Below are 24851 nucleotides of genomic sequence, written 5' to 3'. Positions count from 1 at the left end.
AATCACCCCGTCACGCCGGGCGGACGACCCCTGGCCGCGGTGCCGGTCGCGGGAACGGCGGGTCAGTCGGTCACCGGCAGCGGTTCGCCGACCGGCTGCTTCCTGGGGGACGTCAGCTGCACCAGGAGCGCTCCTCCGAGCAGCACCCCGGCGCCGAGCACCTGCGACCACGTCAGCGCCTCGCCGAGCAGCAGCCATGCCGCACCGGTCGCGATGAGCGGTTCGACGAGGGCGAGCACGCTCGCCGCGGCCACCGGAAGATGGCGCAACGAGGCGGTTCCCGTCGCGTAGGCCAGCACCGTGGACAGCAGTGCCACGGCGATCAACAACGTCCACACGGGCGGATGCCACGGTCCGAGTTCCGCCGGCGCGGTCACCACTTCGGCAGGCCACGTCCACGGGGGCGCGACGACGCACATCGCGACGGCACCGACCGTCATGCCCCACGTGACCATGCCGAGGGGATGGTGGTCGGCCACGCCGCGTTCGCCGAGCAGGAAGTAGGCGGCCGAGCACACGGCGGCACCCGCCCCGGCGAGCAGTCCGATCACGTCCAGCGTCAGGCCGGTGCCCACCTGGGCGACCATCGCGAGTCCGGTCAGGGCCAACGCGATGCCCAGCCACATCGGCCACGGCAGTCGGACCCGGCGTACGAACCGCACCCACAGCGCCACCAGCACCGGGGACGTGAACTCCAGCAGGATCGCGACGCCGACGGGAATGCGGGACGCGGCCACGAAGTACAGCAACTGCACCCCCGCGACCCCGAGCAGGCCGTACGCGACCAGCAACCGCCACTGGCCCCTGCTCACCCGCAGCAGCCGGGGTGCGGTGAGGGACACGCACACCAGCAGCACCAGGGCGGCGAGGCCGATCCGGGCGGCGGCGACCTGCTCCGGGGAGAGCCCCGCGGTCATGGCGGGTTTGCCGATGACCCCGGAGCTGCCGAAGCACACCGACGCCACGAGCAACAGCAGCACACCACGTGCCGGGTGGGGGCGGAACGGGATGGGTGCGGACTCTCGGCCGGCAGGCGTCGTGGGCCGCGTGGTCGTCATGGGGCGTTCCTCGAGATCGAGAGGTGACAGGGCGAGCTGAGAGAGGGCGTTGAGAGAGGGCGCTGGCGGGGATCTGGCGGGGATCTGGCAGGGACGTGGCGGAAGGGCCGTCTGCGACGGTAGCGGTCCGCGCGGTGGGGCCGATTGAAAGTTGTCCCGCGCTGACGCAACATCATTGCGTGAGCGATCTGGTGCTGGACGACCTCGACCACGTGCTGCTCGACGCGCTGCAACGGGACGCCTCCCGCACGTTGCGGGACCTGGGCGAGGTGGTCGGGCTGTCGCCGAGCGCGGTGCTGCGGCGGGTGCAGCGTTACCGCGCGGGCGGACTGCTCAGCCACAACGTCGCGGTGCTGGACCCGCGCCACGTGCCGGAGGTCATCCTGGCCGTGTGTCTGGTGACCATCGAGGACGACACCCCCGAGGAGGGACGCCGGTACCGGGCCAGACTGCTCGACACCCCGGAGGTGCAGCAGGCCTACGAGGTCTCGGGCGACTACGACTACGTCGTCGTGCTGGCCTGCGTCGGCATGCGGCACAAGAACGAGGTCGCCAAACGCCTGTTCCAGGAGGATCCGAACGTCAAGCGGTACACGACGCTGTTCGTGCTCGACCCCGTGCGCACCGGCACGGTGCTGCCCACCCGGCGGCCGTGACCGTCAGGGGCGCCACGGGCTGACCGAGTCGGTCGGCCTGGTCGGATCGCGGAACCGCGGGACGTCGGGTTCGTCGCGGCGCAGCGGCACCAGCCCGGCGGTGATCGTCCGCATGATCTTCGCGTGGGCCTTGACCGCGTGGCCCGGGGTGCCGGCGTCGAACTCGCCGAGATCGACCGGATCGCCGAAGTGCACGCGGAAGGTCGGCCTGCGCAGGGGAGAGGTGAATCCGGACCGAGCCAACGGCACCAGGTCGCCGAGGCCGTTGACGGTCTGGGTGCCCCAGTAGACCGCTTCGTGCGCGCCCCACTGGCTGACGGGCACGACCGGCACCCCCGAACCCAGGGCGAGCCGGGCGAGCCCGGTCTTGCCCCGTTCGGGCCACAGGCCCGGATCGTGGCTGATCCGCCCCTCGGGGTAGACGATGATCGGCACCTGCGTCGAGCGCAGTTCCTCCACGGCCTCGGCGAACTGCTGGACCGCGGAGGCCGAACCGCGGTCGACGCGCAGGTGCCCGCTCGCCTTCAGTGCCGTGCCCAGGATGGGGGCGTCGAGCAGTCCGCCGGCGAGCATGAACCGCGGCGCCAGCCCGATCCTGCGGCAGGCCGCCATGAGCACGAACGGGTCGAAGTTGCCGATGTGGTTGGCGGCGATGAGCAGCGGGCGTCCGCGCAGCTCGCGCGGCACCGACCCGCTGACTCGCAGGCGCCCCGCGAGCCGGACCAGGTTGTGATCGGCGGCCAGCATCGCGCGCCAGATCGCCGGGGTACCTCCGCCCGGCGTCGCGGAGGGTGCGCCGCCGGTGGGGCCGGAGGATGTGAGGCCGGGCGGTGTGGGGCCGGAAGGTGCGGCGCCGGAACGCTCGGCCCCGGTTCCGGGATCGTCGCCCGGAAGGTCGTCACTGTCGGTGGTCCTGCTCGCCATGCGGAGCAGGATGTCACGCGCACGGATGAGGGTCACCGATGGGATGTGACGTGAGTCCGGGACGGGCGTGCCGCGTGTGGCGGCTGGGACGCAGGTGGTCAGCCGGTTACCGTGGGGACATGGCGAGTGGGTCGGTGACGAAGGGACGTGGCGGCGCGGCCGGCAGGTCCGGGTCCGCGAAGTCGGGCGGGTCCGGCAAGGGCGCGAAGTCCGGCAGCACGCGTGCGCGGAGCGGTTCCGGCGCGGGTGGGGCCAAGCGCGCCTCGTCGTCGCGGACCCGTGCAGCCTCGTCGTCGCGGACCCGTGCAGCGTCGTCGTCGCGCACCCCGCCGCGCAAGTCCACGGGGTCGGCGCAGTCCGCCCGTCGTGGCGGGAAGGGCTCCGGCGCCGCCGGCTCGGCCGTTCGCGGTGGGTGGAACCTTGCGGCCAAAGGCGTCGGCGGGCTGGCCAGGGCCGTCGGCAGGACCCGGGACCTGGAGCCCGAGCACCGCAGGGACGGCCTCGCGCTGGGGCTGATCGCCCTGGCGCTGATCACGGCCGTGGGCGTGCTGTGGGAGAGCGCGGGCCCGGTGGGCGACGTCGTGACCATCGGTATGCGCAGCGTGTTCGGGGCCGGTTCGGTCGCCGTGCCGCTCGTGTTGCTCGTCGTGGCGGTCGCACTCATGCGCTCGGAGGCCAATCCCGACACGCGGCCGCGGCGCGTGATCGGCACGATGCTGATGAGCCTGTCCGTGCTCGGCCTGCTGCACCTGCTCAACGCGCGGCCCCAGGCCCACGAGGGGCAGATGTACGCGGGAGGCTGGCTCGGCTGGTTCTCCGGCGACCTGTTGGCGCGCGGCGTGACGGTGTGGGTGGCGACGCCGTTGCTGGTGCTGGCGCTGTTGTTCGGTGTCCTCGTGTTCACCGGGACACCGGTGCGCGACATCCCGCGCAGGCTCAGCGAATGGGGCGCCGAGCCGTACGACGACGCCGACCGCGCCGACGCCGACGGCGACGGTGTCGACACGGCCGACTACGACGCGCCGCGCGGCAGGCGGAGCGGTGCCGACCCCGTGGCCGAGGGCGACCCGTCGGCGGTGCGGCTGCGCAAGCCGTCCCGCAGGCGCCAGTCCACCTCGGGCGGACAGGGCACCGAGTCCACCCTCGACGACATGCTCGAACCCGCCGATGCAGGGGCCTCCTCGGAGTCCTCAGTGACGTCGGCGGCCGGTGCCGCCGCGAAGGCCACACCTGCGGCGAAGCCGAGTGCCGCCGCCAAGGCGGCCCCGAAGGGCTCGGGGTCCTCCGGCTCCTCCGGGGACGGTGCCGAGACGCGCTCGGAACCGGCCCTGTCGATCACGCGGACCGTGGAGGGCGACTACCAGCTGCCCTCCCCGGACCTGCTGACCCTGGGTGATCCGCCGAAGGCCCGCAGCAAGGCCAACGACGCCATGATCGAGTCGATCACCGGTGTGCTGGAGCAGTTCAACATCGACGCGCAGGTCACCGGGTTCGTGCGCGGCCCGACGGTGACCCGCTACGAGGTCGAACTCGGCCCCGGCGTGAAGGTCGAGAAGATCACGGCGCTGACCAAGAACATCGCCTACGCGGTGGCCACCGACAACGTGCGCCTGCTGGCGCCGATCCCCGGCAAGTCGGCGGTCGGTATCGAGGTCCCCAACTCCGACCGCGAGATGGTGCGCCTCGGGGACGTGTTGCGATCGCCGAAGGCGGCCAAGGACCCGCACCCGATGGTGATCGGCCTCGGCAAGGACATCGAGGGCGACTTCGTCACGGCGAACCTGACGAAGATGCCCCACCTGCTCGTCGCCGGGTCCACCGGTTCCGGTAAATCGAGCTTCGTCAACTCCATGCTGGTGTCGTTGCTGGCCCGCGCGACGCCGGACGAGTGCCGCATGATCCTCATCGACCCGAAGATGGTCGAGTTGACGCCGTACGAGGGCATCCCGCACCTGATCACGCCCATCATCACGCAGCCGAAGAAGGCGGCGGCCGCGCTGGCCTGGCTCGTGGAGGAGATGGAGCAGCGCTACCAGGACATGCAGGCCAACCGGGTCCGGCACATCGACGACTTCAACAAGAAGGTCCGCAATGGCGAGATCACCGCCCCGCCCGGCAGTGAACGCGAGTACCGGCCGTACCCGTACATCCTCGCGATCGTCGACGAGCTGGCCGACCTGATGATGACGGCGCCCCGCGACGTCGAGGACGCGATCGTGCGCATCACGCAGAAGGCGCGTGCCGCCGGGATCCACCTCGTGCTGGCGACCCAGCGTCCGTCGGTCGACGTGGTCACCGGCCTGATCAAGACGAACGTGCCGTCCCGGCTGGCGTTCGCGACGTCCTCGCTCACCGACTCGCGCGTCATCCTCGACCAGCCGGGGGCCGAGAAGCTCATCGGCATGGGCGACGGGCTGTACCTGCCCATGGGTGCGGGCAAAACCATCCGCATCCAGGGTTCGTTCATCGGCGACGACGAGATCCAGGCGATCGTCGACTTCACCAAGCAACAGGCCGAGCCCGACTACACCGAGGGCGTCACCCAGGCCAAGGCCGACGAGAAGAAGCAGATCGACGAGGACATCGGCGACGACCTCGACGTGCTGCTGCAGGCCGCGGAACTGATCGTGACCTCGCAGTTCGGGTCCACCTCGATGCTGCAGCGCAAGCTCCGCGTCGGCTTTGCCAAGGCCGGACGGCTGATGGACCTGCTCGAGAGCAGGGGAGTGGTCGGGCCGTCGGAGGGCTCGAAGGCGCGCGACGTGCTGGTCAAACCCGAGGACCTGCCCGCCACCCTGGCGTTCATCCGTGGTGAGGACCCGCCCGGCGACGCCGACGACGAGGCCGACGACCCGGCCACCCCCTGACCCCGGTGCTCCCGAGGGCCCCATAGTCGCGTTGAACGCGACTATTGTTCCCATCGCACCCCCAGCTCCGGGGAGCGGCGCGAAGGGAACATCAGTTGCGTTGAACGCAACCAAAGGGCCCTCGGGGGCTGTGAAACTGCGGGTGGTCACAGCTCCAGGAGCATGCGGGTGTTGCCCAGCGTGTTCGGCTTGACGAACGGAAGGTCGAGGAACTCGGCGACGCCCGTGTCGGGGGAGCGGCGCATCTCCTCGTAGACCTCCTCCGGCACCGGCGCCCCGTCGATGGCGCGGAATCCGTGCCTGCCGAAGAACTCCGTCTCGAAGGTCAGCACGAAGATGCGCGGCAGGCCGAGCCTGCGGGCCAGGTCGATCAACGCCGACACCAGGGCGTGGCCGACGCCCTGGCCGCGGACCGCGCGGTCGACGGCCACCGTGCGGATCTCCGCGAGGTCCTCCCACAACACGTGCAGCGCCCCGCATCCGACGACCGCGCCGTCGCGCTCGGCCACCCAGAACTCCTGCACGGCCTCGTAGAGCGTGACGAGGTCCTTCTCCAGGAGCACCTTGCCGGCGTCGGCATCGACGAGACGTTTGATCGCAGGGACATCGGCGATGCGAGCGCGGCGAATGATCGGTGACTCCACCGCTCAAACGCTAGCTGGCGGGTTGCGGCGACATGCCGATGGCCTGGTCGTTACTCTTGTCGGGATGTCTTCCGCAGATTCCGCTCCCGCTCGCAGGGTCTCCCTGCTGACGCTTGGCTGTTCCCGCAACGAGGTCGACTCCGAGGAACTGGCGGGGCGGCTCGCCGCGGGAGGCTGGGAGCTGGCCGGCGACCCCGGCGAGAGCGACGTCGTGGTGGTCAACACGTGCGGCTTCGTCGAATCGGCGAAGAAGGACTCCGTCGACACGCTGCTGGCCGCCTCGGACACCGGTGCCAAGGTCGTCGCCGTCGGCTGCATGGCCGAGCGCTACGGCAAGGAACTGGCGGAGAACCTGCCCGAGGCCGACGCGGTGCTCGGCTTCGACCACTACCCGCAGCTGGCCGAGCGGCTCGACGACATCGCCGCGGGGCGCACGGTCGCCTCGCACACGCCGTCCGACCGTCGCAAGCTGCTGCCCATCAGCCCTGTCGAACGTCCCGCCGCGGCCTCGGACGTCGAGGTCCCCGGGCACGCCGGATGGGGCCCGCGCGTGCTGCGCTCACGCCTGGACGACTCTCCGGTGGCGGCGCTGAAGATCGCCTCGGGTTGCGACCGCCGGTGCTCGTTCTGCGCGATCCCGTCGTTCCGCGGTTCGTTCGTCTCCCGCCACCCGGACGAGGTGGTCGCGGAGGCGCAGTGGCTGGCGACGCAGGGCGCCCGCGAGCTGTTCCTGGTCAGCGAGAACTCGACGTCCTACGGCAAGGACCTGGGCCGGGAACTCGGCGGCACGCGCGCCCTCGAGGCGCTGTTGCCGCGGCTGGCCGGCATCGACGGCATCGAGCGGGTGCGGGTGTCGTACCTGCAACCGGCCGAGACCCGCCCCGACCTGGTCCGGGCGATCGCCACGACCCCCGGGGTCGCCGACTACTTCGACCTGTCGTTCCAGCATTCGAGCGAGTCGGTGCTGCGCCGCATGCGCCGCTTCGGATCCACCGACTCGTTCCTGGCTCTCGTGGACCAGATCCGGGAGTACGCGCCCGAGGCGGGTATCCGCACGAACGTGATCGTGGGATTCCCCGGCGAGACCGAGGACGACGTCGCCGAGCTCGAACGGTTCCTCACCGGCGCGCGGCTCGACGCCGTGGGCGTGTTCGGCTACTCCGACGAGGACGGCACCGAGGCCGAGGGCTACGACGGCAAGCTCGACGCGGGCGTGATCGCCGAGCGGGTCGCCCGTGTCTCCGCGCTCGTGGAGGAGCTCACCGCGCAGCGTGCGGAGGAGCGGATCGGCACCGTCGTCGACGTGCTCGTCGAGCAGGCCCCCGGCAGCAACTCCGCCGACTCCGCGGACGGCGCGGACGGCACCGACTCCACGGACGGCACCGACGACGTGGAGGTCACGGGCCGCGCCGCACACCAGGCGCCCGAGGTCGACGGCGAGTGCGTCGTGCTCGACGCGGGCAGCGTGAAGGTGGGCGAACTCGTCCGGTGCGAGGTCGTCGACAGTGCGGGCGTGGATCTGGTGGTGTGCCCCGTCGGGACGGACGCGGCGCCGTGACCGCCGAAGCCGGACGCAACGACGCATCTGGCCTTCCCCACGGGTCCGAGGGCTCGGTGCCGAAGAGTGCCGAATCCGCGGATCCGGCAGGCAGCCCGGCTCGCCCGGCCGTGCCGTCGACGTGGAACGTGGCGAACCTGCTCACCATCTCGCGGCTGGTGCTGGTGCCGCTGTTCGTGATCGCCCTGTTCGCGGCGGGCGCGGACGACGGCCTCGCCGGGCAGGTGTGGCGGTACGTGGCCGCGGGCCTGTTCGCCGTGGCGGCGTTGACCGACCGCATCGACGGGTGGGTCGCCCGCAAGTACGACCTCATCACCGACTTCGGCAAGATCGCCGACCCCATCGCCGACAAGGCCCTGATCGGGGCGGCGCTGGTCGGGCTGAGCATCCTGGGCGAACTGCCCTGGTGGATCACCATCGTGATCGCGGTGCGCGAGCTCGGCGTGACGCTGCTGCGCTTCTGGGTGATCCGGTACGGCGTGATCCCGGCCAGCCGCGGCGGCAAGGCGAAGACCCTCGCCCAGGTCGTGGCCATCGGGCTGGTGTTGCTGCCACTGCCTGCGTTCCTCGACGTGGTCACGTGGACCGTTATGGGGGTGGCGCTGGTGCTGACCGTGGCCACGGGCGTCGACTACGTCGTGCGTGCCCTGCGGCTGCGGGCGAGCGCGAGGCAGGCCGTGTCGTGAGTGAACCCGGTGCGCTGCCCCGGCGGGTGGTTCACCGCCTCACCGAGGTGGGACAGACCGTCGCCGCTGCCGAATCGCTGACCGCGGGGCTGGTGTGTGCCACGTTGGCGGAGGTGCCCGGCTCCAGCGCCGTGCTGCGGGGCGGCCTCGTCGTCTACGCGACCGATCTCAAACACGTCCTGGCGGGCGTGTCGCAGGACCTGCTCGACGAGCACGGCCCCGTGCATCCCGATGTGGCGGCCCAGCTGGCCGACGGCGCCCGTCTCCGGTGCGAGACCGACTGGGGTCTCGGCCTGACCGGCGTGGCCGGACCGGCCTCCCAGGACGGGGTGCGGCCGGGCATCGTCCATGTCGCCGTGTGCGGGCCCACCGGTGCTCACCCACGTACGCTGGACATATCGGGTGACCGGGACGCGGTGCGGACCGGGGCCGTGCGCGGGGTGCTCGAGCTGCTTGCGGAACAACTCGGCTGACCGCGGCGTTGATCCGAACGGATGCCCTGCGGAATCGCTCCGCGGCGGGTGTTCGCCGATGGCGGACGGGCCGTGCGAATGACTGTGCGGTGTCGGTCGCGGTCGGTACCGTGGGCGCTAGTCGAAGGGAGGCGCGTGATGACCGTGCTGCTGCGTGAGGCGATCGGTGACCGGCTCCGGCATGCCCGCACCACGAGGCATCGGACGCTGCGGGACATCTCGCGCGCCGCGAGGGTGAGTCTGGGTTACCTGTCCGAGGTGGAGCGGGGGCAGAAGGAGGCGTCGAGCGAACTGCTCGCGTCGATCTGCGAGGCGCTCGACCTGCCGCTGTCCGACCTGCTGATCAGTGTCGCCGCCGACGTGTCCGCACTCGACTCGGTCGAGGCGGTGGCCACCGACGGTGCCCGCGCCGGAGCGGAGACCGCCGACGAGCGCACGCCGGACCGCGCGACGGCCGACGCCGCACGCGATGGCGAGGGATTCGAGGGTGGCTCGCTCGTCGCCGGCACGATCGTCGGCAACGACCTGGGCGAGTTCTCGTTGTCGCCGGTCCTGCGGACCACGATTCACCAGCCGGACGCCAAGGCCGTACTCGTCGCCTGAGCGCGTCCGCACGCCGCCGTGGACACGGCGCGGGAACGGGCGGACGTCGAAGGCGGCCGGAAGATCGTCCGGGTCGCTCACCTCGGGTCGGTGGAAACCCTGAAATCCTCCGGGGTCTTGTGGAAGGACCGCCGTCGACCTGACACGATGGAACCCGATACCGGGGGTCGCACGTTGCCAGGTCGACGGCACGCGGTGACAGCACCGGACCAGTAAGCCCGTGGGACGTGGAGAAGGCAGGCGGACGAGATGGCCAACCCTTTCGTGAAGGCGTGGAAGTACCTGATGGCGGCGTTTTCGGCGAAGGTCGACGAGAACGCGGACCCGAAGGTGCAGATCCAGCAGGCCATCGAGGAGGCGCAGCGTAACCACCAGGCGTTGTCGCAGCAGGCCGCGTCGGTGATCGGCAACCAGCGTCAGCTGGAGATGAAGCTCAACCGCCAGCTCGGCGAGGTCGAGAAGCTGCAGTCGTCCACCCGGCAGGCGCTGGTGCTGGCCGAGGAGGCGCGGGCGAAGGGCGACGAGGCCAAGGCCCAGGAGTACGAGACGGCCGCCGAGGGCTTCGCCGCGCAGCTGGTGACCGCCGAGCAGAGCATCGAGGACCTCAAGACCCTCCACGACCAGGCGCTGCAGGCCGCCGAGCAGGCGAAGCAGGCCGTCGAGCGGAACGCCAGCATGCTTCAGCAGAAGCTGGCCGAGCGCACGAAGCTGCTCTCGCAGCTGGAGCAGGCCAAGATGCAGGAGCAGGTCTCGGCGTCGCTGAACCAGATGACGCAGCTGGCCGCGCCCGACAACACGCCGTCGCTCGAGGACGTGCGGGACAAGATCGAGAAGCGCTACACCACCGCCGTGGGCTCGGCCGAGCTCGCGCAGAACTCGGTGCAGGGCCGGATGCTCGAGGTGCAGCACTCGACCACGCAGCTCGCGGGCCACAGCCGTCTCGAGCAGATCCGCGCGTCGATGAACAGCGGTTCGTCCGCCGCGCAGGTGACCGACGGCGCCGCCGCGTCGTCCGGTGCGTCGGCGGGTGCCACCCAGCCCACCGCCAGCGCGGACGTCCAGAACGAGATCCAGCAGCGCGTGCAGGCCGAGCAGCAGAAGAACCAGGCGTGAGGTCCTGAACCGGCGCGGTTCACGACTCGCGGAGAGGTGCGGTGATGGCGGGTAAGTCGGGCAAGCGGGATTTCACGGAGCTGACGGCCAAGCTCGAGAAGCACATCCAGCGGCTGCCCGACTATGCCGAGAAGGCGCAGCAGACGGTGCAGAAGTACCTGCCCGAGGACAAGCGCCGGCCCGCCCCCGACACCACCGACGCCCCCGACACCACCGACGCCCCCGACACCACCCGCGCCGGTACCGGCGCGGGTGGCATCGAGGCGAGCGGCACCGGATCGGCCGAGACGCGGGACGCCGCCGACTCGCCGCGGCCGGTGCCCGCGGCGCGGCCCAAGGTCGATCTGACGGTCGTGACCGACGTGCGCGACAAGATCGTCCGCTGGAACTCGCCCGAGGCCAAGCATCTGCGCAGGGTGCGGTGGACGCGGCGGATGTTGACGTTCTGGACCGTCCTGACACTGCTGTGCGTGCTCTGGGCCGTCGGCGGCTACTTCGGCTTCGCCGGGCCCTACGAGGGCATCGAGGGCGCGGTGAGCGGTGCGATGGGCACGGTCGTGTTCGGTGCGCTCGCTGTGTCGTCCGGCGCGAAGATGCGGCGGCTCAAGCGCGTCGACCCGCCGCGGCCCGACCCGGCCTCCATCCTGCCGCCCACCGGATCGGCGGCGCGTGCACCGATGGAGAAACTGGCGCGCAGCGAGCGCACGCTCACGGACCTGCTCGATCAGCTGGCCCGCCCGCAGCACGGCGCGCCCTCCGGTGCGAACGGCTTCGACGTCGAGGACGCCCGGGCGACCGCGATCGACGCCTCCGCGGCGCTGCGGGGCCTCGCCGCGCGCCTGGAATCGATCGAGCGGGCCCGGGACGCGGCGCCCGCACGCGAACGTGACGGCCTCGATTCGGCCGTGACCACCCTCCGCGGACAGCTCGAGGAGGGTATCGAGGGTTACGGGACGCTCGTGGCCGCCGCGGGGCGTGCCGTGGCCGCCAGCAGCGACGGTGCCGCGCCCGCGAAGGAGGCGCTCACCGACGCCACCGACCGGCTCGCCGGCCTCGCCGTCGCCCTGCGCGAACTCTCCTGACCCCCGACCCCACACCCGGCCGGGAGTCCTCGGTCCACGTAACCGTCCGACACCGGTGGTTAACGCCCGTGCGCCGTCGCCGGAAACGCCGCCGCGGCGGTCTCGACGGGGAACGGTTCGCGCGGACACCCCGATTCGTCGCCGAGACGGCGGGGTATCCGGCGCCTGCTCAGGGCACTGTCACGGGTGAAAGGGCGACGGCGTGCATCCATTCCCGGTCCAGACCGAATCCCTCGTCGTTCCTCCGGTCAGCATCCACCAACGCGCCGTGGCCGCCTACGACGGGATGACCCGCGGTGTCGGGCGTCCGGACTGGATACGGCTGCGCGAACGCGAGGACGTGCTCGTCGATGCCAAGCACGTCGACGAACGGATCCAGAGCGGGGAACATCCGCCTCTGGCCGGGGCGACCGTCGCGACCGCGGAGACGGGCGAGCACGTGAGCCGGCTCGTGCAGGCCGGGGCGATCGTCCTCGGATACGTCGACGCCGCGGGCGCGGACCGGCTGGCACAGGACCCGATGTTGGGCGCGCTCGACGCCGTGTGGACCCCCGGTTGGCCCCAGCGGTGCGGGACGCACGTGGTCTTCCGGCCCACGGCCGGTCTCGTGCCGGGACGGTCGGGCTCGCAGGTGATCGCGCGGGACGTTGCGATCGCCCAGCGGACCGCGGCGGCACTGGCCGGGCCCGGATCGGCCGGCGCCGGTGCGCGCACGTGGCCGGAGGGTGTGCGGTTCGGGGCGGGCGAACATCCGCGCATCGCCGTCCCGGATCTCGACCGTGCGGAGCACCCGGCGTTCGCGGCCACCGTGGACACGCTGCGCGCGACCGGAGCGTCGGTGTCGGCCATCGACCTGCCGGCGAGTCTGCGCCGCTGGACCAGACGCGGCGCGCGGCCACTGGACGGCGTCGACGCCGTGGTGACCCCGATGTCCGGGCTCGAGCCCACCGCCGCGACCCTCGTCGGCACGCTGGATGTGGCGGCGACCGCGGTGGCCGACCGCGGCGTCGCCGAACTGGCCGTGCTCACCGCGGCCTTCGACGACCAGATCGCCCTCGACGTCGTCGCCCAGCTCACGGGAGTGGCCGCCGACGAGCCGTTCCCCGACACCGGGGTCGAACTCGTGGTGTTCGGTGCGTACCTGCGTGGGCAACCCCTCAACGACCGGTTGATCTCGATCGGGGCGCGGTTCGCCGGGGTCGCCGAGACCGCGCCGCACTACCGGATGGTCGTGCTGCCGGGACGGCCTGCCCAGCCGGGCGTGGTGCGCACGGCCGCAGGCGGAGGCTCGCTGGTGGGGGAACGGTGGATCGTCTCGGAGGCGGGGTTGGGCCGATTCCTCGCCGGGCTGGCCGAGCCGATGGCCCTCGGCGGCATCGACCTGGCCGAGGGCAGGACCGCGACGGGGCTGCTGTGCGACCCCGTCGCCGCGTCGGCGGGCCGGGACATCACCGACTACCGGTGCTGGCGTGCCTACCTGCGCCAGCTGAGCACCCGCACGGTCAGAAGACCGACGGCCAACGGCCCGATTCGGCGGCCAGGGTGCGGTTGATCCGGCGCACGAGGCCGGGTCCGTGCAGCGCGAACGCGGTGTAGACCTGCACGAGCGCGGCTCCGGCGTCGAGCATGGCCTCGGCGTCGGCTGGCCCGCCGATCCCGCCCACTCCGATGATCGGCAGCGCACCACCGGTCTGCCGATGCACGAAGCGGACCACCTCGCGGGCGCGCCGGGTCAGCGGCCGCCCGGACAGGCCACCCGTTTCGGTTGCGGTCGCCGTGTCGGCGGGGGCGAGCCCGTCCCGGCGCAACGTCGTGTTCGTGGCGATGACGCCCGCGACGCCGTGGTCGACGCACACCTGCAACAGCTCGCCGAGTGCGTCGTCGGTGAGGTCGGGGGCGACCTTGACCAGCAGCGGCGTGCGCGGTGCCGCGTCCCGCAGCGCGGCGAGGATCTCGGCCAGCGAATCGCGGTCCTGCAGCGTGCGCAGGCCGGGCGTGTTGGGGGAACTGACGTTGATGGCGACGTAGTCGGCGTACGGGCGCAGCGCCTGCAGCGACGTGCGGTAGTCGGTGACAGCGTCCTCCAGCGGCGTCACCTTGGACTTGCCGATACTGATGCCGAGCGGCACCTCGGGCCTGCCGTGGCGCTCGAGCCGGGCGGCCAGCGCGTCGGCGCCGGCGTTGTTGAAGCCCATCCGGTTGATGACGGCGTCACTGGCCGGGAGCGCGAACAGGCGCGGCCGCGGATTGCCCGGTTGTGCGTGCCGGGTGACGGTGCCGATCTCCACGAATCCGAAACCCAGCGCGGGCCAGGCGTGCAGTGCCCGCCCATCCTTGTCCATGCCCGCGGCCAGGCCGACGCGGCCGGGGAACCGCACGCCGAACACCGTGACCTGCTCGTCGGCGGCGGTGAGTCTGCGGAGGGCCGACCGCGCGGCGCGCGGCGCCACACTCAGCGTGCCCAGCGCGCGGACGGTGCGTTCGTGGACCCGTTCCGGGTCGTCACCGTGCAGGCGGTACAGCGCGGGGCGGACGAAGGAATCGAAGAGCACGAGTGTCGATGGTGCCCTATGCGGCGCGGCATCGTGCGCGGGCCCGCGGCAGTGCTGGGGGAGACAGCGTGCTGGAGAGACAGCGTGCTGGCGGAGGAAGAGGGAAACCCCCGACGCGACTCCCGGACGTCGTCAGCCGTCCGGGCCCGTGGTGGACCGGTCCTCGGGAGCGTCGGGGGCCGGTGACTGCCTGGTATTCGCCGGGCAGCACGCGGTGGTCCGCATACCGTCCTAGCGGACAGCCACCTCACGAGTCCTATAGCTGTTCACTGTCGGACCACCTCCTTTCTCGTGTACCACCACGCTAGGCGCGTCCGGCACGGCGCAGCAACGTGTTTTCGAGCTCGTGTGTCATCGCCCTCGTACGTCACGCCCTCGTGTGTCGCCTCGTGTGTTGTCGCCCTCGTGTGTTGGCGGGGCGTACCGGAAAGGGACGTCACTCGGCGGGGACCGGGCCCTGTTGGCACCGGGGGCAGAACCACGCGGGACGGTGGTCGGTGCCGGTTCCGTGGGTGGCCACACGAACGGGTCCGCCGCACCGGAAACAACCGACGCGGGAGCGTTCGTAGACCCAGGTTCGCCGTCCGCGCGTGAGTTCGCCCGTGGTGCTCTGCTCCCAGCGGCGGGCGTTGGCGCGCAGGAGCTTGCGCGCCAACGACACGGCCCGCGCGGAATCCACATCGGACACCGGGGTCCACGGGGTGACCCCGAGCAGGAAGCACAGCTCCAGCGCGTACAGATTGCCGATCCCGGCCACCACGCGTTGGTCCAGCAGGGCCGCCGCGATCTCCCGCGTGGGTTCGGATTTCAGGCCTGCCACGGCACGTGCGGCGTGCTCGTCCGTCCATTCCGGATCGAGCAGGTCGGGTCCGAGGTGGCCGACGAAGCGGTGTTCCTCGGCCACGGGCACCAGTGCGACGTCGTGCACCCGGACGCCGATCACCTCGGCGTCCCCGCCGGTGAGCACGACCCGCACGTGGTGGCCAGGGGCGCTCCACCGCGCGCCGCGACGCAGGGCCCGCCATTCGCCGTCCATGCGCAGGTGGCTGTGCAGGCTCAGCGCGGGCCGGGCCGATGCATCCGTCGTCCGGCCGTCGGTGAAGCGGAAGAACAGGTGTTTGCCGACGGTGCGGACGTCGGTGAGCACCCGGCCCGTGAGGTCCGTGGTCGCCAGGGACGGCAGCCGGAAGTCGCTGCGCGTGATGGCCGAGCCGGCCAGCGCGCGTGCCACGACGCGCCCGGTGAGAAAGACCGTGTCGCCCTCGGGCACGGGCTAGGCCGAATCCGGCTGGGCCTGGGAGTCGGCGTCGGGCTCGCCGGGGAGGCGGTGCCGTCCCGCGCGGCTCGACCGCAGGATCTTCGCGAGCACCATGTTGAACGTGAGGGCGATCTCGTGCGCGCCCGGCGAGCGCCATTCGTGGATCGGCATGCACGCGCCCTGCGCCTGCTGGATGGCGAGCCGGTCGGGGATGGCCGTCGGCATGACCGCCCTGCCGAAGGTCTCGCGCAGCTCCTCCACGCGGTAGTGGTGCTCGTACGAGCGCGGGCGGAGGCGGTTGACCAGGACGCCCGCCGACCGGAGCCGCGGGTTGGGGCCACGGCGCACCGCTTCGATCGCCTCGAACGCCCGCTCGGCCCCGGAGACCGCGTACATGGTCGGCTCGGTGACCAGCAGCGCCGTGTCCGCGGCGAGCAGGGCCGACCGGGTGAGCCTGCCGAGCGAGGGCGGGCAGTCCAGGATCGCGATCTCGTAGGGCCGATCACCGCGCGGACGGGTGCGCAGCACGTCGAGCGCCCTGGCGAGGTTGTCCATGCGCCGGGCGTCCGGTCCCGGCTCGTTGAGCAGCTCGAGGTCCTCGGAGCTGACGAACACGTCGAGCTCGGGGCTCCACCCGCTCGGGGCCAAGGCCCGGTCGATCACCGCTTCGCGCGGGGTGTCGAGCACGGCGGTGAGCGTGGCCTCGGTCATCGGGGGATTCAGTGTCGCGGTGGCGTTGCCCTGGGGATCCAGGTCGGCGACGAGGGCGCGGGCGCCCCTGCGCAGCGCCGCGGAGGCGAGGCCGAGGGCGACCGTCGTCTTGCCCACGCCTCCCTTGAGACTCAGTACCGCGACCGTATGCACGCCCCGAAGCGTATCGGCTCGCGCAGCGTCACGGCGCGGTCCCGTGATCGCAGGCGAGATCCCTCACGTGGGTGGGCGTGTGACCCGCACCGTCACCCGCGGCGTGTCCGGTGCACAGGATGCGCGGTCGCCGACGGGCGTGACTACGCTGGGCGCCCATGCGAACGGAGTACGCGGCCGGCCACGGATCCCCGGCCGTACGGCGACTGCTGGAAGCGGAGCTGGCGCAGGCGCGCGAGCGGCGGTCGGGCAGGCCGCGGGTGGTCGACGTCGGCGGCGGCAGTGGTGGCTGGGCCGTGCCCCTGGCGGGCCACGACTGTGAGGTGACCGTCGTGGAACCGAACCCGGACGCGCGGGCGACGCTGCGCCGCCGTGCCCGGGAGGTCGGTGTCGACGAGCTGATCACCGTCGTGGCCGACGACTCCGACGCGCTGGCGGCGGCCGTGCCCGAGTCGTCCGCCGACCTGGTGCTCGCGCACGGCCTGCTCGAGGTGGTCGACGATCCGGCCGCCGCCGTACGGGCGTTCGCGGCGGTCACGGCGCCGGGTGGGGCCGTGTCGGTGCTGGCGGCCAACCGGCACGCGGCCGTGCTGCAGCGCGCGCTCGCCGGCAGGCTCACCGAGGCCACCGCGCTGCTGACCGCGCCCGACGGTGTGCTCTCCGGCGACTCGGAGACGGTGCTGCGCCGGTTCGACACCTCGGGCCTGGAGATGCTGCTCGGCGGGGCGGGCCTGACCGTCACGCACATGCAGGGTGACGGCGTCGTGGCCGACGTGGTGCATCAGCTCGACGCCGAACCGGACGGGGCCGACGCGACGTGGGAACGCGACGTGACCGAGTTCGAGGACAGGGCGGCGGTCACGCCTCCGCTGCGCGACATCGCGAGCAGACTGCACGTGCTGGCGCGCAGGCCCGAATGAGCCACCCGAACCACCCAGGCCGGACCACCCACCCCGGATCACCCAGCCCGAGTGAGTCACACGGTCTCCTGGTCGTGAGCGGGGCCGGGTGACCCGGGACTGTCAGGGCCCGCGGCTACTCTGACGCCGTGGGACGTAACGCGCAGCTGCCCGGCGGGCACGAGCGCTTCGTGGTGCGCACCGGCACGCCGCGTGCCGAGTATCCGGACGACACCGGGTGCGGCATCCTGCACGTCGACATGGACGCGTTCTACGCGGCCGTCGAACTGCGTGAGCGCCCCGAGCTCGTGGAGCGTCCGGTGATCGTGGCCGGGGCCGGTCCGCGGTCGGTGGTGCTCTCGGCCAACTACCCGGCCCGGCGGTACGGCGTGCGGTCCGCGATGCCCGCGGGCGCCGCGCGCAGACTGTGCCCGGACGCGGTGTGGATCCCTCCGAGCAGGCACGCCTACCGCGAGGTCTCCGACGGCGTCATGGCGATCTTCCGGGAACTGACGCCGCTGGTCGAGCCGCTCAGTCTCGACGAGGCGTTTCTCGACGTCAGCGGCGCGCTGCGCAGGCTCGGTGCCACGCCGGCCGACCTCGGCGCCCGGATCCGCGAGCGCGTGGCGGCCGACCACGGCATCACGTGCTCGGTCGGGGTCGGCAGGGCCAAGTTCATCGCCAAACTCGCCTCGGGCATGGCCAAACCGGACGGCATGGTCGTCGTGCCGGTGGCCCGCACGCTGGAGTTCCTGCACCCGCTGCCGGTCTCCGCGCTGTGGGGCGTGGGAAAACGCACCGAGGAGACACTGCGCAGCCACGGGTTCACGACGATCGCCGACGTGGCCGCGGCCCCCGTCGAACGGCTGCGCCGCAGCGTGGGCACCGCGGCGGGCGAGCACCTGCACGCGCTCGCCCATGGACGGGACGACCGTCCGGTGGTGCCGGAGTCGGACGAGAAGTCCCTCGGCGCCGAGCACACGTTCGACACCGACGTCCGCGACCGTGGCGTGCTCGACCGGGAACTGCTGCGGTTGTCCGAACGCGTCGCCGCGTCGCTGCGTGCCAAGGAGCTGCGCGGGCGCACGGTGTCGATCAAGGTGCGGTTCGCCGACTTCCGGACGATCACCAGGGCGCGCACGCTCGGCTCGGCCACCGACGTGGCCCGTGAGGTCCACGCCACCGCCGCCGAACTGTTCCGGGAGGCCACGTCCGGCGACGGCTCGGTCGCCGTGCGTCTGGTCGGGGTACGGGTCGAAGGCCTGTCCGACGGGGACGTGGCGGAACAGTTGAGTTTCGACACCCCCTCGCTGACCGCGGAACCACGATGGCGGGATGCGGAACGGGCCGCGGATGACGCGCGGTCGAGATTCGGCTCCGCAGCGGTGCGTCCGGCCTCGCTGTTGTCACCCGATGAGAGGTGATGTTGATCGCGTTCCGTGCGGCGCGTGCTCTGCTGTGTCGTCGTCGCAGGAAAGAGTCCTGCTGGAAGGTGAGATCGGGTAGTCGGCGGCGCGCAGTGCTCGTATCCTGGAGGGTGACACCCCGACCCTGGGGCTGTCAGGGTCCACGATGAAATGCGGTCCGGTGCGCGAGAGGCACCGGAAAGCGCTGTGCCGGAGGAGGAAAGATGCCACTCTCCGAGCATGAGCAGCGGCTGCTCGACCAGATCGAGCGCGAGCTCTATGCCGAGGACCCCAAGTTCGCATCGTCGGTACGGGGCGCCAAGGTGCGCCGCCCGAGGCGCGGTCGGCGCCTGCAGGGCGGGGCGCTGTTCGTGCTGGGCATCGGCCTGCTGGTGCTCGGCGTCGTCGTGCCGGTGCGGGTGGCCGAGATCCCGCTGATCAGCGTGTTCGGCTTCCTGGTGATGTTCTTGGGGGTGGTGCTCGTCGTCACTGCCATGCGAGCAGGTGGGGAGCCGGAGGACGCCGGCAGCGGTTCTGGGGACTCCGGCGGCGGCTCGTCCGGCGCCGCTCAGGCCAAACGCAGCTCCTTCGCGCAGAAGATGGAGGATCGGCTGCGCCATCGGTTCGACGATCGATAACGAACGCCGCGCCCGCGATCGGGCGTGACATCCGCATACGGACTTCGAGCAGGGCACCGCGGGCCGGTGCCCTGCTCGAGTCGTGTCGGCCCACCTGACCCGCCTGCGCTCACCCGGGTTGCGTTCGCCGGGACGCCGGCAGGTGCCGGTGCGGGCCCGGCGCGGAGACGTCAGCCGCGCCGGAGGAGCGAGCGGGGCAGGATCCGGCCACGCCACGGCACGGGCACCTGCCGGTCCAGACTGGCCCGCAGCCCGGCCACGGCCCGGCCCAGCCCGGCCGGGCCGGACACCGGCGACGCCGCCCCCGAGTCGACTGCGCCCGAATCCACCGCTGAGTCGCCCGGGCCCGAGGGCACCGCGCCGGAGGTCGCGGTCGTCCCGGCGCCCGCCGGGCTGTACCACGACCGCTCCACGGCGTGCACGATCTCCCAGAGGTGAGCGCGGCCCTCGTCGTCGAGGCCGAACCGGTCGTCGATCGTGCCGGCGGCCTGGCGCAACGTATCGGTGGGCGGGAGATCGAGTCCCCGGTCGGCGCATTCGGCCAGCACCTCCCGCCATGCCGCGTCGGCGGACTCGGGGGTGCCGTGCGCGACCTCGGCGAGCCTGCGATGCCGGACCCACTCGCGGACGGCGGCCGGACCCAGCAGCGCGGCGACGGCGACGAACACGACCACGGGAACCGCCCAGTGCACCAGCCACGCCGCCAGGACCAACGACACGCCCCAGGTAGCAGCCACCGCCGCCGCGGTCGCCCCGCGCACCGATGCGGCCGGTCGCGTGACGAACCGTCGCCCGATCACGAGCACGGCCGCGGTCGTTGCGGCCAGGAATCCGCCCGCCAGCCAGCCGGGCCACTGCGCGGGCGGGCCGGACCGCGGGTCCTGTTGAGCCTGCGCGTCCTGCTCGGCGTCCGGGGCCGGCGCGGGCGTCTCCGAACTCGGCGTGGCACTGTCCGGTTCGGACTCCGTCTCGGAGGGGTCGTCGGGCAGCGGATCGTCGGGGGTGTCGAGGTAGTCGGGCGTGTAGCCGCGGCCGTTGCTGAGCGGGGTCGGGTCGAACGTGACCCATCCCAGGTCGTCGAAGTACACCTCGACCCAGGCGTGCGCGTCCTGTGAGGTGATGACCCGCGAGCCCTCGCCGTTCTGATAGCCCCGTGTGAACCCGACGGCGACCCGGGAGGGCACGTCGATCGAGCGCAGCATCACCGCCATCGCCGAGGCGTACTGCTCGCAGAACCCGCGTTTGCCGTTGAGGACGAAGTCGGCCAGCGCGTCCGGGTCCGACGCGGGCGCGGTCCGGGTGTCGTAGACGAAACCGTTGGACGGATCGGTGAAGTACCGCCACACCGCTCTGGCCTTGTCGAACGTCGTGTCCTGGTTCCGGGTGAGGCGCTCGGCGAGCCCGTGCACCCGCGGATCGACGTCGTCGGCCTCCAGGTACTGCGGCGCCGCACCGGTGACGGTGCCCTCGGCGCGCAGCTGCGCGGTCGTCGGCTCGTCCAGCGACGTCGTCATCGTGTACGCACGCGGCCGGCGCCGGTCCTCGCTGTAGACCGAACCGCTGCCGGGGTCGTAGTACCAGCCCTCCGACGGGGGGTCGATGCTGCGGACCCTGCCGTAGGTCGGCAGCCACACGTCGAGCCAGTTGATCGGGGTGACGCGGACGGTGCGGGCGTCCCCGGAGACGGTGTCGCCCGGCGCGCGGGGCAGCGGGCCGTCCGCGGGCTGGCCCGCGGGCATCCGCCTGCCCTCGGGCAGTTCCCAGCCTTCGCCGGGGACGTAGCGGGACAGTGTGAACGCGCGCATCAGTGCGGCGTTGTCGCCGAGCCCGTCGACCTCGAACATCCGGGCCGCCGAACGGTCGCCCAGCATGCCGCGCAGCGATGTGAACGGCGAGACGCCCAGCCCGCCCGGTGCGTCGCGTTCGTCGGAGCCGCTGCCGGGGAGACTGCCCTCGGTGCCGACGACCGTGATGGTGGCGCCCGCGACCAGACCGGCGACGACGGCGGCGGTGACGACCGCCAGCGGGGCCGACACCGACCCGGCGCTCACCCCCGCGCCGCGGACCGGCGTGCGGTTGCGCCACACCCGGTGGCGGTGACTGCCGTCGACGGCGAGCAGTCCCGCGAACGCCACGACGCCCAGCGTGAACGTCCACCAGGGCAGCATCTCCGCCGTGAGTGCCGACGGCACCGCGTAGACGCACAGCAGCATCAGGCCCGTGGCGGCCGGTGCCGCGGCGGTGACCGCCAGCACGTCGACCACCAGCGCGACGAGCCCGAGCGTGATCATGATCAGGCAGCGGATCCCGTGGCTCGCCTCCACGGGCGGCAGTCCGGTGCGGATGTCCTCGAATCCGCTGAGCAGCACGCGGTGCAGCTCGCCGAACGCCTCGGGACCCGGCAGGACGCCGAGCACCCCGGTGGTGGTGAACGAGCCCGTGACCACCATCAGCAGCACGAGCAGTTGGGCCGCCCCGACGAGGAACGGGTGCAGGCGTACCGCCCTGGTGCCGATGCCGGTCGCCGCGATCAGCAACGTGGCGACCAGGACATCGCCGAACCACGCCCACCCCTGGACCACACCGCTGAGTGCCGTGGCCGCGGCGATCACCGCGAGCGCGGCCGCGAGCGGGGCGACGACGCCGTGCACCGTCAGGACGGGTCCGCGGCGGGACCCGGAGCCCGGGCCCGGCGACGGCGTGGACGGTGGGGCGGACGGCGGCGGTGCCGGGGGAGTGGGGGTTCCGACGCTCACCACACACCTCCCGTCTGCACGGGACCGCGGGCAGGCAGCGCGCACAGCTGGGTCCACGCCTCGTCGATCCGTGTGTGCCGGTCCGCCACGACCACGCCCCATCCCGCGGCCCGCAGCAGGGTCGCGGCGTCGTGGACCGGCGGCCCCGCACCACGTCCGGGACCCTGCCACGAGGGGGCCTGCCAGGACGAGGTGTCGACCAGCACGGCCAGGCTCCGGACCCCGCGGGTGCGTGCGCGGGTCAACTCGGCGACACCCTGCGGTCCGACGGTGCCCAGGACCGCGATGAGTTCCTGCCCGTGGCCCGGGTCGGCGCCCGTGGCGAGTTCGCGTTCGTGGGTGGGCGTCAGCGCGGCGAGCGCGTCGAGCACGACGCCGTCGGCCTGGGGCCCGGCCTGCTGGGGCGGATCGACGATCGGTGTGCCGTGTCCGCTGACCAGCCGCACCGGGGTGCCCGCGCGGCCGAGGTGCAGGCACGCGCTCGCGGCGAACTCGATCGCCCACTCCAGGCTGCCGTCCGGGGATCCGACGCCGTGGTGTGCTGCGGCGCGGTGGTCGAGCAGCACCGTCGTCCCGCCGCGCCACGGGCGTTCCTCGACTCGCACCATGACCTCGTCGCGGCGTGCGGTGGAGCGCCAGTGGACCTTCCGCATGTCGTCGCCGGTGCGGTACTGGCGCACCATGACGTCGGGTTCGCCCTGTCCCGCGTGCAGGCGGACGCTGCCTGCCTCGCCGCCCGCCGCGCCTGCGCCTCCCGGTAGACCGTGCAACGGGGTCACCCGCGGGACGACCACGATGCGCGACGGGGGCGCCAGGTCACGGTCGAACTCGCACAGCCCGAACGGATCGGTGACGGTCGCGCGCAACGATCCGATGCGGTGCACCCCGCGCAGCCCCGGGCGGATCGGATAGCGCAGCGACACGGGCCGGTGGGGAAGGCGCTCGACGACGAACCGCGGACGCATGCCCAGTACCTGCGGCACGCGGTCCTCGACCAGGATCTCGCCCGCCGGAAGCCGCCCGGTGCGCCACAGGTCGAGCCGCACCTCGCCGTCACCGCCGACGGGGACGCGTTCGCTGGCGATCACCCTGCGGGCGCCGATGCGCACCCGGGACGCCGAGGCCAGCACCACCGTCAGCAGGGGCAGCGCGACGACGAACACCGCGATGCGCAGCAGGCCGCGTTCGTTGAGCACCGCGGCGCAGACGGCCGCGGCCACGCCCGCGGCCAACAGGCAGCGTCCCCGGGTGGTGAGCCCGGACAGTGCGCGCAGGAACGCGGGTTTCGGCCGTCCCGCGGAGGTGGTCATGATCGTGCCCGGGTCAGCGTCCGATGTGGTCGCCCGCCGACCCGCCCGGACGTCCCGGCGCGGGCGCGGCGTGCTGCGGCCGGTGACCGTTACCGGAGACGCCACTGCCGGACACGCCACTGCCGGAAGCGCCGGGCACGGTGCCACGTTGCGGTACGGGCAGGCGCTGCAGCACCGACCGCACGACGTCGGCGGGGGAGCGGCGGGCGGCCTGCGCCTCCGTGGTGAGCACGAGCCGGTGCGCCAGCACGGGAACGGCCACGGCGTGCAGGTCGTCGGGTACGACGAAGTCGCGGCCGGACAGTGCGGCCTGAGCACGCGCCGCGCGCACGAACTGGAGCGTGGCACGCGGCGAGGCGCCGAGGCGCAGTTCGGGCAGCTGCCGGGTCGCCGCCACGATGTCCACGGCGTACTGGCGGACCTCCGGCGCGACGTGGAGTTGTTGGACGGTGCGCGCGAGCCGGTGCACGGTCGCCCCGTCGGAGACCGGCGTGAGCTCGTCGAGCGGGTTGTGGCCCGCGTGCTCGTCGACCATGGCGAGCTCGGCCTGCGGATCCGGGTAACCGACCGACACCCGTGCCGTGAACCGGTCGCGCTGGGCCTCGGGAAGGGCGTAGGTGCCTTCCATCTCCACCGGGTTCTGGGTGGCGATGACCATGAACGGCGACTCGAGGGGATAGGTCGTGGTGTCGACCGTGACCTGCCGCTCCTCCATGCATTCGAGCAGGGCCGACTGTGTCTTCGGGGACGCGCGGTTGATCTCGTCCCCGACGACGATGTTGGCGAACACCGGGCCGGGGCGGAACTCGAACTCGGAGCGTTGCCGGTTGTAGATCGACACGCCGGTCACGTCGCTGGGCAACAGGTCGGGCGTGAACTGGATGCGGCTCACGCTGCAGTCGATCGACCGGCCGAGTGCCTTGGCCAACGAGGTCTTGCCGACCCCGGGCACGTCCTCCACCAGCAGATGGCCCTCGGCGAGCAGGGTCACGAGCGCGATGCGGACCACGTCGGGCTTGCCGACCAGGACCCGTTCCACGTTCGCCGCGATCCTGCGGGCGGTCTCGTGCAGATCGCCCAGGCCACCGGGTCCCCCGGGTCCGCCGATCCCGTCGCCGCCCTGCGTGTGCTCGGGGGCGGCTTGCGCGGGGGTGGACTGCGCGGCGTGGTCACCGAACGTGTCGGCGGTAGCGGCTGAATGCCCTCTCGACGTCACACGACCTCCACGTTCCCATGTCCGCGCCCGTATTCAGGTTCCCATGAAGTGTGTCAAACAGACGCGAATTCGAGACATTCACCCCGAGTGCCGCAGTCGGTGACATCGTGGGAACCGGCCCGCCGCCGACGCCTGCGGTCCAGAGCCGTGGCAGCGGCTGCACAGCGGCTGCGCGCCGTGAGGTTCGCAGGCCGTGTGGCCGCGCTCGCACGCGGGGTTTACATCTGCGGGCAGACCTCTAGGATTGCCGACTGGAATCGCATGGTTACGGAGAGCCACGACGACTGC

General features: G+C 72.3%; 20 protein-coding genes and 1 pseudogene. 12 read left to right on the top strand and 9 right to left on the bottom strand.

Annotated elements, in window-relative coordinates; genetic code table 11:
- Positions 1-62: 62 nt before the first annotated feature.
- Entirely contained in the window at positions 63-1058 is a 996-nt protein-coding gene (locus tag IF64_RS0121705) for an EamA family transporter (RefSeq protein ID WP_030534011.1), read from the bottom strand.
- A 179-nt stretch (positions 1059-1237) separates the two neighbouring features.
- On the opposite strand from IF64_RS0121705, the gene IF64_RS0121700 reads away from it, so the two are divergent.
- Positions 1238-1714, top strand: a complete 477-nt coding sequence (locus IF64_RS0121700; protein WP_246134696.1) for an Lrp/AsnC family transcriptional regulator — start codon at positions 1238-1240, stop codon at positions 1712-1714.
- Positions 1715-1717: 3 nt separating this feature from the next.
- Here IF64_RS0121700 and IF64_RS0121695 read toward each other — a convergent pair whose 3' ends face one another.
- Positions 1718-2461 (bottom strand): lysophospholipid acyltransferase family protein, encoded by a 744-nt coding sequence (locus tag IF64_RS0121695; RefSeq protein WP_030534009.1) that lies wholly within the window; start codon positions 2459-2461, stop codon positions 1718-1720.
- A 296-nt stretch (positions 2462-2757) separates the two neighbouring features.
- On the opposite strand from IF64_RS0121695, the gene IF64_RS0121690 reads away from it, so the two are divergent.
- Positions 2758-5505 carry a DNA translocase FtsK gene (locus IF64_RS0121690; RefSeq protein ID WP_036877469.1) on the top strand — a complete coding sequence of 916 codons (2748 nt, stop codon included), beginning with the start codon at positions 2758-2760 and terminating at the stop codon, positions 5503-5505.
- 146 nt (positions 5506-5651) lie between these two features.
- Here the strand turns inward: IF64_RS0121690 and IF64_RS0121685 are convergent, their stop codons facing one another.
- Positions 5652-6149 (bottom strand): amino-acid N-acetyltransferase, encoded by a 498-nt coding sequence (locus tag IF64_RS0121685; protein ID WP_030534007.1) that lies wholly within the window; start codon positions 6147-6149, stop codon positions 5652-5654.
- 64 nt (positions 6150-6213) lie between these two features.
- On the opposite strand from IF64_RS0121685, the gene rimO reads away from it, so the two are divergent.
- From rimO to IF64_RS0121650, 7 genes are all read left to right on the top strand, one after another.
- Positions 6214-7707, top strand: a complete 1494-nt coding sequence (gene rimO, locus IF64_RS0121680) for a 30S ribosomal protein S12 methylthiotransferase RimO (protein ID WP_030534006.1) — start codon at positions 6214-6216, stop codon at positions 7705-7707.
- Positions 7708-7763: 56 nt separating this feature from the next.
- Positions 7764-8393, top strand: a complete 630-nt coding sequence (gene pgsA / locus IF64_RS0121675; protein WP_030534005.1) for a CDP-diacylglycerol--glycerol-3-phosphate 3-phosphatidyltransferase — start codon at positions 7764-7766, stop codon at positions 8391-8393.
- Complete coding sequence (locus IF64_RS0121670; protein ID WP_030534004.1) at positions 8390-8866, top strand: CinA family protein; 477 nt, start codon at positions 8390-8392, stop codon at positions 8864-8866. Before pgsA ends, IF64_RS0121670 begins: the two co-directional genes overlap by 4 nt.
- A gap of 138 nt (positions 8867-9004) precedes the next feature.
- Positions 9005-9469: a helix-turn-helix domain-containing protein gene (locus IF64_RS0121665; RefSeq protein ID WP_030534003.1), complete on the top strand. Its 465-nt coding sequence runs from the start codon at positions 9005-9007 to the stop codon at positions 9467-9469.
- Positions 9470-9718: 249 nt separating this feature from the next.
- Complete coding sequence (locus IF64_RS0121660; RefSeq protein WP_030534002.1) at positions 9719-10582, top strand: PspA/IM30 family protein; 864 nt, start codon at positions 9719-9721, stop codon at positions 10580-10582.
- 44 nt (positions 10583-10626) lie between these two features.
- Positions 10627-11664, top strand: coding sequence for a phage shock envelope stress response protein PspM (pspM, locus tag IF64_RS0121655; protein ID WP_030534001.1), 1038 nt, complete (start codon positions 10627-10629; stop codon positions 11662-11664).
- Positions 11665-11866: 202 nt separating this feature from the next.
- Entirely contained in the window at positions 11867-13216 is a 1350-nt protein-coding gene (locus tag IF64_RS0121650) for an allophanate hydrolase-related protein (RefSeq protein WP_051758053.1), read from the top strand.
- Here the strand turns inward: IF64_RS0121650 and IF64_RS0121645 are convergent.
- The 3 genes from IF64_RS0121645 to IF64_RS0121635 form a co-directional block, all read right to left on the bottom strand.
- Positions 13167-14216, bottom strand: a complete 1050-nt coding sequence (locus IF64_RS0121645; protein ID WP_030533999.1) for a quinone-dependent dihydroorotate dehydrogenase — start codon at positions 14214-14216, stop codon at positions 13167-13169. The two genes, IF64_RS0121650 and IF64_RS0121645, sit on opposite strands and share 50 nt — an antisense overlap.
- Before the next feature lie 436 nt (positions 14217-14652).
- Positions 14653-15486: a DNA-formamidopyrimidine glycosylase family protein gene (locus IF64_RS0121640; protein WP_030533998.1), complete on the bottom strand. Its 834-nt coding sequence runs from the start codon at positions 15484-15486 to the stop codon at positions 14653-14655.
- A gap of 3 nt (positions 15487-15489) precedes the next feature.
- On the bottom strand, positions 15490-16338 hold the full coding sequence (locus tag IF64_RS0121635; protein WP_030533997.1) for a ParA family protein: 849 nt from the start codon (positions 16336-16338) through the stop codon (positions 15490-15492).
- 158 nt (positions 16339-16496) lie between these two features.
- On the opposite strand from IF64_RS0121635, the gene IF64_RS0121630 reads away from it, so the two are divergent.
- From IF64_RS0121630 to IF64_RS0121620, 3 genes are all read left to right on the top strand, one after another.
- Complete coding sequence (locus IF64_RS0121630; protein ID WP_030533996.1) at positions 16497-17258, top strand: methyltransferase domain-containing protein; 762 nt, start codon at positions 16497-16499, stop codon at positions 17256-17258.
- 128 nt (positions 17259-17386) lie between these two features.
- Positions 17387-18661 (top strand): DNA polymerase IV, encoded by a 1275-nt coding sequence (locus IF64_RS0121625; RefSeq protein ID WP_030533995.1) that lies wholly within the window; start codon positions 17387-17389, stop codon positions 18659-18661.
- 206 nt (positions 18662-18867) lie between these two features.
- Positions 18868-19281: a DUF3040 domain-containing protein gene (locus IF64_RS0121620; protein ID WP_030533994.1), complete on the top strand. Its 414-nt coding sequence runs from the start codon at positions 18868-18870 to the stop codon at positions 19279-19281.
- 170 nt (positions 19282-19451) lie between these two features.
- Here the strand turns inward: IF64_RS0121620 and IF64_RS0121615 are convergent, their stop codons facing one another.
- From IF64_RS0121615 to IF64_RS0121605, 3 genes and pseudogenes are all read right to left on the bottom strand, one after another.
- Entirely contained in the window at positions 19452-22037 is a 2586-nt protein-coding gene (locus IF64_RS0121615; RefSeq protein ID WP_084706022.1) for a transglutaminase TgpA family protein, read from the bottom strand.
- Positions 22034-23347: a DUF58 domain-containing protein gene (locus IF64_RS0121610; protein ID WP_051758052.1), complete on the bottom strand. Its 1314-nt coding sequence runs from the start codon at positions 23345-23347 to the stop codon at positions 22034-22036. The genes IF64_RS0121615 and IF64_RS0121610 overlap by 4 nt, the downstream gene beginning before the upstream one ends.
- 142 nt (positions 23348-23489) lie before the next feature.
- Positions 23490-24455, bottom strand: a pseudogene (locus tag IF64_RS0121605) (AAA family ATPase); the annotation flags it as partial.
- Between the last annotated feature and the right edge of the window lie 396 nt (positions 24456-24851).

The organism is Prauserella rugosa (assembly GCF_000719975.1).
GTDB classification, from domain to species: domain Bacteria; phylum Actinomycetota; class Actinomycetes; order Mycobacteriales; family Pseudonocardiaceae; genus Prauserella; species Prauserella rugosa.
Note: the sequence above shows the minus strand (reverse complement) of the source record. Positions and strands in the feature narration are given on the sequence as shown.